Origin of the sequence: Pseudomonas sp. G34 (assembly GCF_031119625.1) — a bacterium.
GTDB lineage: Bacteria > Pseudomonadota > Gammaproteobacteria > Pseudomonadales > Pseudomonadaceae > Aquipseudomonas.
Map to the genome: position 1 here is coordinate 389,034 of NZ_JAVHZV010000009.1, position 14,924 is coordinate 403,957.

Here is a 14,924-nt window from a genome sequence, read left to right on the forward strand (position 1 = left end):
TTTTCGCTCCGTGAGCCTGCCTATATGGGCTCAGACCGCCGAGTGACCGATTGGGTCGAACTCAATCACCGCGGGGGCTGCAGCTTGGCCAGCCGGCTCATGGCAAGCGCCGACGCGGCGCCCGTGAGCAGCGCTCCAGTGCCGCGCGCGACAAATTGTTTGAACCAAGCCGGGCAGGCTTACGTCAATGCGATATCAATTTGATATCGCGCGGTTCTGATGATCTCTGTGTAGCTGGCGCTCCACGGGACGACAGGCTGGCCGTTCGATCCGGTGCACCGGGAACGACAGAGTTCCGGGCACTTTCCTGATTATCCTTTCGAGTAGTTGGAGCATCCATGAATACGTGGTTTGGCAATATCAGCGTCACCCTCAAACTGGCCCTGGGCTTTGGCCTGGTGTTGCTGCTGACCATGGCCCTGGCGCTTGTCGGCTGGAACAGCCTGGGCAGCGTGGTGCAGCGCAGCGAGCGCATGGCGGATGTCAATGGAATGACTCATACCCTCACCGATCTGCGCGTCGCACGCCTGCAATATCTGCTCGCCAATGGTGGCGACGAGGAAGGCAAGGAGGTGCAGCGACAAATCCAGGCGCTTGTCCAGCGCCAGCAAGACATGCTGCCGCGCTTTCGCAACCCCGAGAACCAGCGCCTGATCAATCAGCAGATCGAGCTGATGACTCAGTACCAGCAGGCATTCGAGAAAACCCAGGCCGCCTACCTGACCAGCCGCCAGACGCGCACCTCGATGGTCGAACTGGCCGATCGCGCCAGTGAGCTGATCGACCGTGTTCGCGAGCAAGTGGGCCGCTCGGCTGCGGGCAGCGAAACCGGCTTTGCCCGTTATCAGGCCATCGCGCGCACCGAGGATGACGTGCAGACCCTGCGCTATAACGTGCTCACGTACACCGCCGATGTCAGCGCGCAGACCGAGCAGGCGCTGAATCAGCAGATCGAGCGAGTCGATCAGGGCCTCAATGGACTGACCAGTGTGTTCACCGGCGAGTACCGCGATGAGATCCAGCAGCTGCAGAACACGGTAAACGACTACCGCAGCCTGTTGAACACCTACCGCACGGTCACCGAGCAGCGTGTGCAGATGCGTGAAGCCATGACCGAACAGGCACGGGAAATCGTCAACGGCAGCGAGGCGCTGCTGGCCATGCAGGCCACCTTGCGTGACCAGGACACTGCTTCGGCCAACCAGATGATGATCGGCGCCACGCTGCTCGCGCTGCTGGCGGGCATCCTCTCGGCGTGGCTGATCACCCGTCAGATCACCCGGCCGCTGCAGGAAACCCTCGAGGCTGTGGAGCGCATCGCCGGTGGTGACCTCAGCCAGACACTGCAGGTTACCCGCCGTGACGAAATGGGCGTGCTGCAGCAGGGCATCCAGCGCATGGGCAGTACCTTGCGCGAGTTGATCGGCGGCATTCGCGATGGCGTTACCCAGATCGCCAGCGCTGCCGAGCAACTGTCGGCGGTAACCGAGCAGACCAGTGCCGGGGTCAACAGCCAGAAGGTGGAGACCGACCAGGTGGCCACCGCCATGCAGGAAATGTCCGCCACCGTGCAGGAGGTCGCGCGCAGCGCCGCCGAGGCCTCCCAGGCCGCCGCCGATGCGGATCGCGAGGCTGGTCAGGGTGATCGTGTGGTCGCCGAGACCGTCGCCCAGATCGAGCGTCTGGCTGTCGAGGTGAGCCGCTCCAGCGAAGCCATGGGCGGGCTGCAGAATGAAAGCAAGAAGATCGGCGGGGTGATGGACGTGATCAAGGCAGTGGCCGAGCAGACCAACCTGCTGGCCCTCAACGCGGCCATCGAAGCGGCACGGGCCGGGGAGGCCGGGCGCGGTTTTGCCGTGGTGGCGGATGAGGTGCGCGGCCTGGCGCAACGCACGCAGAAGTCCACCGAAGAGATCGAAGGCTTGATCGCCGGCCTGCAGCAGGGCACCCAGCAGGTCGCGGCGATCATGCAGGGCAGCCGCGAGCTGACCGACAGCAGCGTGGCACTGGCGCGCCGTGCCGGTGATGCCCTGGGCGCGATCACCAGCCGGGTATCCAACATCCAGGCGATGAACCAGCAGATCGCCGCCGCGGCCGAGCAACAGGGTGCGGTGGCCGAGGAGATCAGCCGCAGTGTGGTCAACGTGCGCGACATCTCCGAGCAGACCGCCGAGGCCAGCGAAGAAACCGCTGCGTCGAGCGTCGAGCTGGCACGCCTGGGCAGTCAGCTGCAGACGATGGTCAGCCACTTCCGGGTGTGACGGCCGATCAGGAGCAGGGAGCGGCGGCCGTTCGCCGCTTCGCTTACCACGCACCGGCTCTATCGGGTAATAAGCATTGCCTATCAAGGCTTTGGCTTTTTCCAATTTAGCGAAGCGGCGAGCCTCTCGTAGTTTGGTGCGAGCGCATGACGCGCGAGTACTCATAAAAACGACGAGGATTCACCGATGAAACCCACGACCACATGGGCGCCCGCCCTTGGTTTGCTGACTGCGGCCTTGTCCGCTTCGCTATTCAGTCTGTCGGCCCAGGCCGCGCCGTTGACCCGCGACAACGGCGCACCGGTAGGCGATAACCAGAATTCGCAGACCGCCGGCGACACCGGCCCGACCCTGCTGCAGGACGTGCAACTGATCCAGAAGCTGCAGCGTTTCGACCGCGAGCGCATCCCCGAGCGCGTGGTGCATGCCCGCGGCACCGGCGCCCATGGCGAGTTCACCGCCACGGCGGACATCTCCGACCTGACCCGCGCCAAGGTGTTCAGCAAGGGCACCACCACCCCGGTGTTCGTGCGTTTCTCCAGCGTGGTGCACGGCAACCATTCGCCGGAAACCCTACGCGACCCGCGCGGCTTCGCCACCAAGTTCTACACCAGCGAGGGCAACTGGGACCTGGTCGGCAACAACTTCCCGACCTTCTTCATCCGCGATGCCATCAAGTTCCCGGACATGGTGCACGCCTTCAAGCCCGACCCGAACACCAACTACGGCAGCAACCGCACCCAGTTCGACTTCTTCAGCCACGTACCGGAAGCCACCCGCACCCTGACCCTGCTGTATTCCAACGAGGGCACGCCGGCCAACTACCGGCAGATGAATGGCAACAGCGTGCACGCCTACAAGCTGGTCAACGACAAGAACGAGTACCGCTACGTCAAGTTCCAGTGGCGCAGCCTGCAGGGCGTCAAGAACAACGACCCCAAGCAGACCGAGCAGATCCAGGGCAAGGACTTCAACCACATGAGCCGCGACCTGATCACCACGATCAACGCCGGCGACTATCCCAAGTGGGACCTGTACATTCAGGTGCTCGAACCGGCTGACCTGGCCAAGTACGACTTCGACCCGCTGGACGCCACCAAGATCTGGCCGGACGTGCCCTACCAGAAGATCGGCCAGATGGTGCTGAACAAGAACCCGGACAACGTGTTCCAGGAAACCGAGCAGGTGGCCATGGCGCCGTCCAACCTGGTGCCGGGCATCGAGCCCTCCGAGGATCGCCTGCTGCAGGGCCGGCTGTTCTCCTATGCCGACACGCAGATGTATCGCCTGGGTGCCAACCACGCGTTCCTGCCGATCAACCAGGCCAAGGTGCCGGTCAACAACGGCAACCAGGATGGCGCGGCGAACAGCGGCCACACCACCACCGAGGTGAACTACGAGCCCAGCCGCATCAACCCACGGCCGGCCAGCGAGCATGCGCGCTACAGCAACCTGCCACTGAGCGGCAGCACCGAGCAGAAGAAGATCCAGCGCGAGCAGAACTTCAAGCAGGCCGGTGAGCTGTACCGTTCCTACGACAAGAAGATGCAGGGCGACCTGATCGCCAGCCTGGGCGGCGCCCTGGCCGAGGCCGAAGACGAGAGCAAGCACATCATGCTGTCGTTCTTCTACAAGGCCGATGCGCAGTATGGCGAAGGCCTTGCCAAGGTAGCCGGTGGCGACCTGGCGCGGGTCAAGGCGCTGGCCGCCAAGCTGCAGGACTGAGCCTGCATTGCAGGCGTGCGGCTCCGAGCGAGCCGCACGTCGCGACCAGACGCGGCCAACGCCGCGCGGGAGGATCCTATGTTGCGTACTTTCTGTTTCGCCCTGGCGCTGAGCGCCGCCAGCCCGTTACTGGCCGCCACGCCCGCCCCGGATGCCGAGCGCATCCAGGCGCAATTGCGCGATTACTACTTTCAGGCTGCCCGCGAGGGCAACGTGGCGATGCTCGATGAGTTCATCGCCGCTGGCTACGACCTCGATACGGCGGACGAGAAGGGCTACACCGCGCTGATCCTGGCGGCCTACCACGGCCATCGCGACGCGGTGGAGCGTTTGCTGGCCGCCGGGGCGGACGCCTGCGCCCAGGATCAGCGCGGCAACACGGCGCTGATGGGCGCGATCTTCAAGGGCGAAGTGCGCATCGCCCGGCGCCTGCTCGACGCCGACTGCAGCCCGGACCAGCGCAACGACAGCGGCCAGACGGCGGCCATGTATGCGGCATTGTTCCAGCGCCAGGCGATGCTCGAGGAGCTGGCCAAGAAGGGCGCCGATCTGAACGCCGAGGACGCTTTCGGCAATTCGGTAGAGGGCCTGGATAACGGTGAAATACGCACGCGCTGGTCGGCCAAACAGCCCTGAGCGACGCGCCCTGGCCATCTTCTGGCCAGTACCCATTCGTCAGAAACCGCGCGCTAAAGCGGGTAGGCGGCATTCAAACGGCTACAAAGTGAGAACCTGTATCAACTGCAGGGGGCTAGAAAAAGCCCCACGCGTTGAGTTGCCATTAGCCTGACTGCCGCCATCAGCTAAGGACGCCGCACCGATGCCCGACTTCGCCAAAGCCGATCCCCAGGTAGTGCCCAGCCTGCTCCAGGACATGGAGCAACAGGGGTATGCCGTTATCGAAGGATTTCTCACCGACGAGCAGCTGCAGGCTGCCCGAGCGCACGTCCATCACGAAGTGGAACGCCACGAGCACGAGTATTTCGCCCTGCAGGGGCTGGACGCCGTGAAGGGCAGCATCTTCGAGCAGATGAGCGTCTCGCCCCAGGTCAAGGATCTGTTCCGCCAGCTGTACCAGGGCGGGGTCGGCCAGCCGCCGCGCTCGCCGGATATCTTTCCCGCGCTGCGCTGCCTGCAGGGGCTGACCGGCAAGCGCGAGTCGTACTACTTTCACTACGACGCGGCGGCGCTGACGGCGTTGATCCCGCTGGTCACGCCCACCGAGGGCCGCTACTGCGGCGACTTCATCTTCTTCCCCAACCTGCGCAACATCCGCGCCAACCTGTATGTCAACATTCTGGAAAAGGCGCTGATGCAGAACACCCTGACCCAGAAGCTGATCACCTTCGCGGTCAAACGCGGCTGGCTGAAACCCGCCACCATCAAGATCGTGCCCGGCAACGCCTACTTCTTCTGGGGCTACCGTTCGCTGCACGCCAACGAGCCCTGCGACCCCAAGGCGCTGCGCTCCACCGTGCTGCTGCACTATGGCGAACCGCACAGCCGCGACAACCTGGCCTCACGCCTGTTCCTGGGCTGGAATTTTCGCCGCGCGCGGATCAGCAACGAGCGCACCACCCGCAAGGATGTCGGCTGAGGGGCAGGGCGGGCGTTCTTCAGGGTAACGCGTGGGCGCTAAAATCCGGCGCGACGTCACACCTCGTGGCCAGGCTCTGTCATCATTCGCCGTCTGATTCTGCACCCAGGAACCCTGCATGTCGGCGCTTAACCCCGGTCTGATCGTCATCCATGGCAACCGCCTCGAGGAGCTGCGCGCGCTGGCGGTGGAATGGATGCGTCGGTACCCGCTGCGCCCGCTGGAGAACGAGGTGCTGCTGGTGCAGAGCAACGGCATCGCCCAGTGGCTCAAGCTGGCGCTGGCCGAGCAGGAGGGCTGCGGCATCGCCGCGGCCACCGACGTCAGCCTGCCGGCGCGCTTTCTCTGGCAGGCCTACCGCACGGTGCTGGGCAGCGCGGCGATTCCCGAGCAGTCGCCGCTGGACAAGGCGCCGCTGACCTGGCGGCTGATGCGCCTGCTGCCCAGCCTGCTCGACGAGCCCTGTTTCGCGCCGCTGCGGCGCTTTCTGGCCGACGACGCCGACCTGCGCAAGCGCCACCAACTGGCCGAACGCCTGGCCGATCTTTTCGACCAGTACCAGGTGTACCGCGCCGACTGGCTGGCGGACTGGGCTGCAGGCCACGATCAGCTGCGCAACGCCCGTGGTGGTGTGAAGCCGCTGGATGAAAGCGCGCTGTGGCAGCCGCTGCTATGGCGCACACTGCTGGCCGATGTCGGCGAGGAGCATCTGTCGCAGAGCCGCGCCGGGGTGCACCCGCGCTTCGTCGCCAAGCTGGCGGAACTGGATGCGCCGCCCCGCGGCCTGCCACGCCGGGTCACGGTATTCGGCATTTCCTCGCTGCCGGCGCAGATGCTCGAAGCCCTGGCGGCCATGGCGCGCTTCAGCCAGGTGATGCTCTACGTGCACAACCCGTCGCAGCACCACTGGGGCGACATCGTCGAAGACAAGGACCTGCTGCGCCACGAGTACCGCCGGCAGAAACGCAAGGCCGGCGGGCAGCCGGGGCAGGTCGGCCAGCTTGGGCTGTTCGATGTCGAGGAGTTGCACCAGCATGGCCAACCGCTGCTGGCGTCGTGGGGCAAGCAGGGCCGCGACTACATCAACCTGCTCGACCAGTACGACGAGCCGCAGCGTTACCGCGAGCAGTTCGAGCGCATCGACCTGTTCAGCGCGATGAGCGAAGACACGTTGCTGGGCCAGTTGCACAACGACATCCTCGACCTGCGCCCGGTGGAAGAAAGCCGCACCCATTGGCCGGCCATCGACCCGGCCAGGGATCATTCGCTGCGTTTTCATGTCGCCCACAGCGCCCAGCGCGAAGTCGAGGTGCTGCACGATCAACTACTGGCGGCGTTCAGCGCAGACCCGACCCTGCGCCCGCGTGATGTCATCGTCATGGTGCCGGACGTGAACACCTACGCCGCGCATATCCGCGCGGTGTTCGGCCAGTTCGCCAGCGACGATCCGCGCTTCATTCCCTTTACCCTGGCCGACCAGGGCCTGCGCGGCAAGGAGCCCCTGGTGATCGCCCTGGAGCACCTGCTGCACCTGCCCGACAGCCGCTTCAGCGTCAGCGAGATTCTCGATCTGCTCGACGTGGCCGCGGTGCGCGCGCGTTTCGCCATCGCCGATGAGCAGTTGCCGTTGCTGCGCCGCTGGCTGGAAGGCGCCGGTGTGCGCTGGGGGCTGGATGCCGAGCAGCGCGAAGGCCTCGGCCTGGGCGCCGGGCTGGAGCAGAACAGCTGGCGCTTCGGCCTGCGCCGCATGCTGCTCGGCTACGCCGTGGGCGGTGCCGGGGCGCGAGCGGGCATCGAGCCCTTCGACGAAATCGGCGGCCTGGATGCCGCACTGATCGGCCCGCTGACCCGTCTGCTGGATGCCCTCGAACTGCACGGCGAGAGCCTCGCCGAGAGCCTGCTGCCGGTAGTCTGGGGCGAGCGCCTGCGGGCGCTGCTGGAGGACTTCTTCCTGCCCCAGGACGAGCGCGACGAGGTGCTGCGTAACCAGGCCCAGGATGCCCTGGAGGGGTGGCTGGAACTCTGTGAGGCGGCCAGCCTGGAAGAAACCCTGCCGCTGGCCGTGGTGCGCGAAGCCTGGCTGGGCGGGCTGGATCAGGGCGGCCTCAGCCAGCGCTTCCTGGCCGGCGCGGTGAACGTCTGCACGCTGATGCCGATGCGCGCCATTCCGTTTCGTCACCTGTGCCTGCTGGGCATGAACGATGGCGACTACCCGCGCAGCCAGGCGCCGCTGGACTTCGACCTGATGGGCGGCGACTACCGCCCCGGCGACCGCTCGCGCCGCGAAGACGACCGCTACCTGCTGCTCGAAGCGCTGCTGGCGGTGCGCGAGCGCCTGACCATCAGTTGGGTAGGGCGCAGCATTCGCGACAACACCGAGCGGCCGCCGTCGGTGCTGGTCGGCCAGCTGCGCGATCACCTGGCCAGCGCCTGGCGCCTGGCCGATGGCGGCGATCTGCTCCACGCCCTGACCACCGAACACCCGCTGCAGCCGTTCAGCCGCCGTTATTTCTCGGCCGCAGGGCCGCTGTTCAGCTATGTGCATGAATGGGCCGCCTCCCACCGTGCGCCGCTGGCGCAGGCCAGCGAGCAGCCACTGGGCGCCTACGTCGCGGATGACGCGCTGAACCTGGAAACCCTGCAACGTTTCCTGCGCGACCCGGTGAAGCAGTTCTTCACCGGGCGCCTCAAGGTGCACCTGGACGAAGCCGAGCAGGCCGAACTGGATGCCGAGCCGTTCGCCCTGGATGGTTTGCAGCGCCACCAGATTCAACAGGCGTTGCTGCAGGCCGCCGCCCTGGCCCTGCAAGAGAACCAGGATGTCGATGCGGCCCTGCAGCGGGCCGCACGGCGCATCCAGCGCAGTGGCCTGCTGCCGGTGGCCGGGTTCGGTGAGCGCCTGCGCGCGCAATTGCTGGAACCCTTGCCGGCGCAACTGCAGGGCTACGCCGCGCTGTTGGCGCGCTGGCCCGAGCGGTTGCCGTCGCCGATCCGCCTGAGCTTCGCCCATGCCGATCTGGCGCTGGAAGACTGGCTCGGCGATCTGCACGCGAACGGCGACGCCCTGGCGCGCCTGGAACTGCAGCCCGGCGGGCTGAAGCGCAAGGATCGCTCCTATAAATGGCACCGCCTGCTCAGGCCCTGGGTCAGCCATGTAGCGGCTGCCGCCTGCGGCCATCCGCTGACCACCGTGCTGGTCGCCGAAGACGTGCGCCTGGCCTTCGCGCCGTTGCGTCAGGCCGCGGGTGAACAGCTGCTGCGCCAATGGCTGGAGGCCTATATCGCCGGTATGCAGGCGCCGCTGCCGGTGGCGATCAGAACGGTCGCGGCCTGGTTCGCCCAGCTCGACAAGAGCGAGGATGAAGAGCGCGCCGCGGACGCTGCCCGCAAGGTCTACGAAGGCGATGGCCACAGCACCGCGGGCGAAGTGCAGCAGAGCGCCAGCCTGGCCCGCCAGTACCCGGATTTCGACGCGCTGCTGCGCGACGGCCAGTTCGCCCACTGGGGCGCCGTGCTCTACCAGTCGCTGCTCGACGCCGAGATCGCCGAACTCCAGGATGATCAGCCATGAGCCAGCCAACACGTCCCTTGGCGCTCAGCTTTCCGCTGCACGGCAGCCGCCTGATCGAGGCCAGCGCCGGTACCGGCAAGACCTACACCATCTCGGCGCTGTACCTGCGCCTGATCCTGCGGCACGGTGGCGAGGCGGCCTTCCGCGAGCCGTTGCTGCCGCCGCAGATTCTCGTTGTGACCTTTACCGATGCCGCCACCCGCGAGCTGCGCGATCGCATCCGCGCGCGCCTGGTGGAGGCGGCCACGGTGTTTCGCGGCGATGCCGAAGGCGATGCCTTGCTGGCCACCCTCAAGGCCGACTTCGCCTCCGCCGAATGGCCCGAGTGCGCCCGGCGCCTGGAGCTGGCCGCGCAGTGGATGGACGAGGCGGCGGTGTCGACCATTCACGGCTGGTGCCAGCGCATGCTGCGCGAGCACGCCTTCGACAGCGGCAGCCTGTTCAGCCAGAGCCTGGAAACCGACCACAGCGAACTGCTCGCCGAAGTGGTGCGTGACTACTGGCGTCAGCATTGCTACCCGCTGCAGGGCCTGGCCCTCGACTGGGTGGCGGAAAACTGGGGTGAGCCGGACGTGCTCGGCCAGCGTATCCGCCCGTTGCTGGGTGAACACGCTGACGGCGCCGCCCTGGCCCTGGGTGACCTGCTGGACTTCACCCTGCAGGATCGCCAGCGCGCCCTGGTCGCGCTGAAAGAGCCCTGGGCAGCCTGGGCCGAGGCCCTGCAGGGCCTGCTCGACCAGGCTGCGGCCGAGAAGCAGGTCGATGCCCGCAAGCTGCAGGCGCGCTACTACAAACCCTGGCTCGACAAGCTGCGCGCCTGGGCCCAGGGCGATGACGAGGTGCTGGATATCGGCACCGGCTTCAGCCGCCTGACCCCGGACGGCCTGGCCGAGGCCTGGAAGGTCGGCGCGCCGCCCACGCATCCGGCACTCGATGCCATGGCCAGGCTCAAGGCCGAGCTCGATGCGCTGCCTGCACCGAACGATGCCGCACTGCGCCACGCCGCCGCCTGGATCCGCCAGCGCTTCGACCGCGAGAAACGCCAGCGCGCCGAGATGGGCTTCGACGACATGCTCAGCCGCCTGGACGATGCCCTGCAGGGCGACAGCGGCCCGCGCCTGGCCGAGGTGATTCGCCAGCAGTTCCCGGTGGCGCTGATCGACGAATTCCAGGACACCGACCCGCTGCAGTACCGCATTTTCGACACGCTCTATCAGGTCGAGGCGAATCGCGACGACTGCGGCCTGTTCATGATCGGCGACCCCAAACAGGCCATCTATTCCTTTCGCGGCGCGGACATCCACACTTACCTGCGCGCCCGCCGGGCCACCGCTGGCCGGCACTACAACCTGGACACCAACTTCCGCTCCAGCGAGCCCATGGTGGCGGCGGTCAACGGCTTGTTCGGGCTGGCCGAGGCCCGGGAGGACGGGCAGGGCGCCTTTCTGCTGCGCGACGACCTGCCGTTCATCCCGGTCGGTGCCCAGGGCCGCAAGGAGGTCTGGACGGTCGAGGGCCAGGCGCAGCCCGCCCTCAATCTCTGGCACCTGCCCAGCGAGGAGGCGATTGCCAAGGGCCGTTATCTGGAGGCCCTGGCCGCCAGCGCGGCAAGCGAGATCGTGCGCCTGCTGGTGCTTGGCCAGCAGCAACGCGCCGGCTTTCTGCAGGGTGACGAGCTGACCGCACTGCGGCCCAGCGATATCGCCGTGCTGGTGCGCGATTTCAAGGAAGCCCAGGCGATTCGTGGCGAGCTGGCGGCCCGCGGGGTGCGCAGCGTGTACCTGTCCGACAAGGACTCGGTGTTCGCCACCGTGGAGGCCCATGACCTGCTGCTGTGGTTGCGCGCCTGCGCCGAGCCCGATCAGGATCGCCCGCTGCGTGCGGCGCTGGCCAGCTCCACCCTGGGCCTGAGCCTTACCGAGCTGGAACAACTGAATCTCGACGAGCGCTTCTGGGAGGCGCGGGTCATGCAGTTTCGTGATTACCGCCAGCGCTGGCAGCGCCAGGGCGTGCTGCCGATGCTGCGCCAGTTGCTGCAGGATTTCGGCCTGCCACAACGGCTGATGAGCCGCCCTGACGGCGAGCGGGTGCTGACCAACCTGCTGCACCTGGCCGAGCTGCTGCAGCTGGCCGCTGCCGAGCTGGACGGCGAGCTGGCGCTGATCCGCCATCTTGGCGAGTCGCTGGCCGGGCGTGGCCAGGCGGCCGAGGAGCAGGTGCTGCGCCTGGAAAGCGACGACGCCCTGGTACGGGTGGTGACCATCCACAAATCCAAGGGCCTGGAATACCCGCTGGTGTTCCTGCCCTTCATCTGTTCCTTCCGCCCGCTGGACGACAAGAAACCGGTGCAGGTGCACGACGGCGAACGCCGCCGCCTGCTGCTCAAACCCGATGAAGAAAGCCTGGCCCAGGCCGAGCAGGAGCGCCTCGGCGAAGACCTGCGCCTGCTCTACGTGGCGCTGACCCGGGCCCGGCATGCCTGCTGGCTGGGCATCGCCGACCTGAAGATCGGCACCGCCAAGACCTCGCGCCTGCACCAGAGCGCCCTGGGTTACCTGCTCGGCGCTGGGCAGCCACTGGCGCAGAGCGTGCAACTGAACGAGTGGCTGAGCCCGCTGGCCGATCCACCGCGCTGCGTGGCGTTGCCGGCGCCGGCCGCCGGTGATCAGCAATACCGTGCACAAGATGCCGAGGCGTTCGAACCCCATTGGCGCACGCCATTGCGCCGCGCTGCCGAGCACTGGTGGATCGCCTCCTACAGCGCCTTGCGCATGGAAGAGGGCGAGGCCGGTACGATCGATCGCCATGACGACGTGTCGCCGGACAGCTCGGCCGTACAGATCGCCAGCGACGATGAGAATCCTGCATTGGCGCTGGAGCAGATTCCTGTTTCGGCCCAGGGCCTGCACCGCTTTCCCCGTGGGCCTAACCCCGGCACCTTCCTCCACGGCCTGCTGGAAATCGCCGCCGCCGAGGGCTTCGCGGCCATGGCGGCAGCGCCGGCGGTGCTGCGTGAGCACCTGGCGCGACGTTGCCAGCGGCGCGGCCTGCAAATCTGGATCGAGCCGCTGTGGCTGTGGCTGCAAGGCCTGCTGGTGCAGCCCATGGCATTGGGCAATGGCCAGTCGGTGAGCCTGGCGCAGCTGAGCGAATACCAGGCGGAGCTGGAATTCTGGTTCGAGGCCCGCCGCGTCGACGTGCTGCGCCTGGATGCCCTGGTGCAGCATTTCGAGATGCCGGGCGTGGCGCGGCCGCTGCTCAGTCCGGACACCCTCAACGGCATGTTCAAGGGCTTTATCGACCTGGTGTTCGAGCACCAGGGCCGCTACTACGTGGTCGACTACAAATCCAACTGGCTGGGCGCCGACGAGCAGGCCTATACCGTCGAAGCCATGAGCGCCGCCGTGGCCAGCCATCGCTACGACCTGCAGTACGTGCTCTACGTGCTGGCCCTGCATCGCCACCTGCGCCTGCGCCTGGCTGATTACGACTACGACACCCATGTGGGCGGCGCGCTGTACCTGTTCCTGCGTGCACCCGGCGCCGGGCAGTACCTGGCGCGCCCCGAGCGGGCGCTGATCGAACGACTGGATGCGCTGTTTCTCGGCGAGCCGGTGGAGGAGCTGGCATGACGCCGATGCTGGAAAATCGCCACGCGCTGTTCGAGCTGCTGGCGGCCTGGAGCGAACGCGGCTGGCTGCGTGAGCTGGACCGTACCCTGGCGCATTTCTTCGCCGAGCTCGACCCCCAGGCATCGCCCTTGCTGTTGCTGGCAGCGGCGCTGGCCAGCCATCAGCTGGGCCAGGGCCATGTGTGCCTCGACCTGCAGACCACCCTGGCCGATCCGGATTCGGCGTTGTCGCTGCCGCCGGAGGGCGAGGACGCCGAGGGCGTCAGCCTGCTGCCTTCCGAGGTGCTGGCCGGCCTGAGCGTCGATGCCTGGTTGGCGGCCTGTGCCGGCAGCGCCTTGCTGCACGACGCCGAGGATGAAGTTGCGCCGCTGGTGCTGCGCGGCAGCTGCCTGTATCTGCGTCGTTACTGGGATTACGAGCGCAGCGTCGCCGAGGATCTCGGCGAGCGCCTGCAGGGGGCGGATGCGCCGGCCGATCTCGCCCAGCGCCTGGCCGTGCTGTTTCCCGAGCCGCTGCAGCTGGCTGGCGTGCGCCTCACCGACTGGCAAAAGCTGGCCTGCGCCCTGGCGGCGCGGGGGCGCTTCACGCTGATCACCGGCGGCCCCGGCACCGGCAAGACCACCACCGTGGTGCGCCTGCTGGCGCTGCTGCAGGCCGCTGCCCTGGATCGCGGTGCGCCGCTGCGCCTGAGCCTGGCCGCGCCTACCGGCAAGGCCGCGGCGCGGTTGACCGAATCCATCGGCGCCCAGGTGGCGAGCCTGCCGGTCAGCGAGGCGGTGCGCGGGCAGATTCCCAATACCGTCACCACCCTGCACCGTCTGCTCGGCAGCCGACCGGACAGCCGGCACTTTCGTCACCATGCGGCCAACCCGCTGCCATTGGACGTGCTGGTGGTCGACGAAGCCTCGATGATCGACCTGGAAATGATGGCCAATCTGCTCGACGCCCTGCCGCTGCATGCGCGGCTGATCCTGCTCGGCGACAAGGATCAGCTGGCCTCGGTAGAGGCGGGCGCGGTGCTCGGGGATCTGTGCCGCGATGCCGAAGCCGGTGGCTACAGCGAGGCCACCCGTGCCTGGCTGGCGCAGCAGACCGGCGAGCGCATCGAAGGGGCCGGGCTGCAGCCGGGCGCGCAGGCGTTGTCCCAGCATATCGTCATGCTCCGCCATTCCCGGCGCTTCGCCGGCGGCTCCGGCATCGGCCGCCTGGCCCTGGCGGTGAATCGTGGCGCGGCGCTGGAGGCCCGTGAGGTGCTGGCGGCTGGCGGCGCGGACTTGCACCAGTTGCGCCTGACCGGCGAGCAGGACCGTGCCTTCGAGCGCCTGCTGCTCGATGGCTTGCCCGGTGGCGAAGGGCGCCCGGTGGGCTATGCCGATTACCTGCGCGTTGTGCGTGAGCAGCGCCCGGATTTGCAGGATGGCGAGGCGCGCTGGAATGCCTGGGCGGCCGCGGTGCTGGCGGCATTCGACCGCTTCCAGTTGTTGTGCGCGGTACGCAAGGGCCCCTGGGGCGTCGAGGCGCTCAACGGGCGCATTGCCCATGCCCTGTTGCAACGCGGGCTGCTGGAACAGGAGCACGGCTGGTATGAAGGCCGCCCGGTGCTGGTCACCCGCAACGACTATGGCCTGGGCCTGATGAATGGCGATATCGGCATCGCCCTGCGCCTGCCCGAACCGGCCCTGGAGGCGGGCGGCCCGGTGCGCTTGGCGCTACGGGTGGTGTTCCCGCGCAATGACGGTTCGGGTGAGCTGCGCTCGATCCTGCCCAGCCGCCTGGGCGCGGTGGAAACCGTGTTCGCCATGACCGTGCACAAATCCCAGGGCTCGGAGTTCGCCCATTGCGCGCTGGTACTGCCGGATACCCTCAACCCGGTGCTGACCAAGGAGCTGGTGTACACCGGCATCACCCGCGCCCGGGATTGCTTCAGCCTGATCGAAAGCCGCGCCGGCATCTTCGAGGCGGCCATTGGCCGGCGAGTCGAGCGGCGCAGCGGGTTGTGGGAGCGGTTGGTTGGGGATGTGTACATTGATTGATGGGTTGCACCTGCGCGGCCCGACCCATCCGGACTGCTCCTACTGTGGGAGCGGGCCATGCCCGCGAATCGGGCGCATGGCGCCCTCCCACAGGATAAAAGGTCG

Annotated in this window: 7 protein-coding genes and 1 pseudogene; all 8 read left to right on the forward strand. The window is 67.2% G+C overall.

Going from position 1 to position 14,924, the window contains the following annotated elements; genetic code table 11:
* Positions 1-491 precede the first annotated feature (491 nt).
* Positions 492-1,358: pseudogene (locus QYS36_RS23920) on the forward strand (methyl-accepting chemotaxis protein); the annotation flags it as partial.
* A gap of 198 nt (positions 1,359-1,556) precedes the next feature.
* Positions 1,557-2,261 carry a methyl-accepting chemotaxis protein gene (locus QYS36_RS23925; protein WP_374990429.1) on the forward strand — a complete coding sequence of 235 codons (705 nt, stop codon included), beginning with the start codon at positions 1,557-1,559 and terminating at the stop codon, positions 2,259-2,261.
* Between the two features lie 186 nt (positions 2,262-2,447).
* Positions 2,448-3,986: a catalase gene (locus tag QYS36_RS07275; protein ID WP_308838838.1), complete on the forward strand. Its 1,539-nt coding sequence runs from the start codon at positions 2,448-2,450 to the stop codon at positions 3,984-3,986.
* A gap of 78 nt (positions 3,987-4,064) precedes the next feature.
* Positions 4,065-4,622, forward strand: coding sequence for an ankyrin repeat domain-containing protein (locus QYS36_RS07280; RefSeq protein WP_308838839.1), 558 nt, complete (start codon positions 4,065-4,067; stop codon positions 4,620-4,622).
* A 184-nt stretch (positions 4,623-4,806) separates the two neighbouring features.
* On the forward strand, positions 4,807-5,583 hold the full coding sequence (locus tag QYS36_RS07285; RefSeq protein WP_308838840.1) for a hypothetical protein: 777 nt from the start codon (positions 4,807-4,809) through the stop codon (positions 5,581-5,583).
* Between the two features lie 118 nt (positions 5,584-5,701).
* A complete protein-coding gene (gene recC, locus QYS36_RS07290) occupies positions 5,702-9,154 on the forward strand; it encodes an exodeoxyribonuclease V subunit gamma (RefSeq protein WP_308838841.1) in 3,453 nt (1,150 codons plus the stop codon).
* A complete protein-coding gene (recB, locus tag QYS36_RS07295; protein WP_308838842.1) occupies positions 9,151-12,786 on the forward strand; it encodes an exodeoxyribonuclease V subunit beta in 3,636 nt (1,211 codons plus the stop codon). Before recC ends, recB begins: the two co-directional genes overlap by 4 nt.
* Positions 12,783-14,819 carry an exodeoxyribonuclease V subunit alpha gene (gene recD, locus QYS36_RS07300; RefSeq protein ID WP_308838843.1) on the forward strand — a complete coding sequence of 679 codons (2,037 nt, stop codon included), beginning with the start codon at positions 12,783-12,785 and terminating at the stop codon, positions 14,817-14,819. Before recB ends, recD begins: the two co-directional genes overlap by 4 nt.
* Positions 14,820-14,924 lie beyond the last annotated feature (105 nt).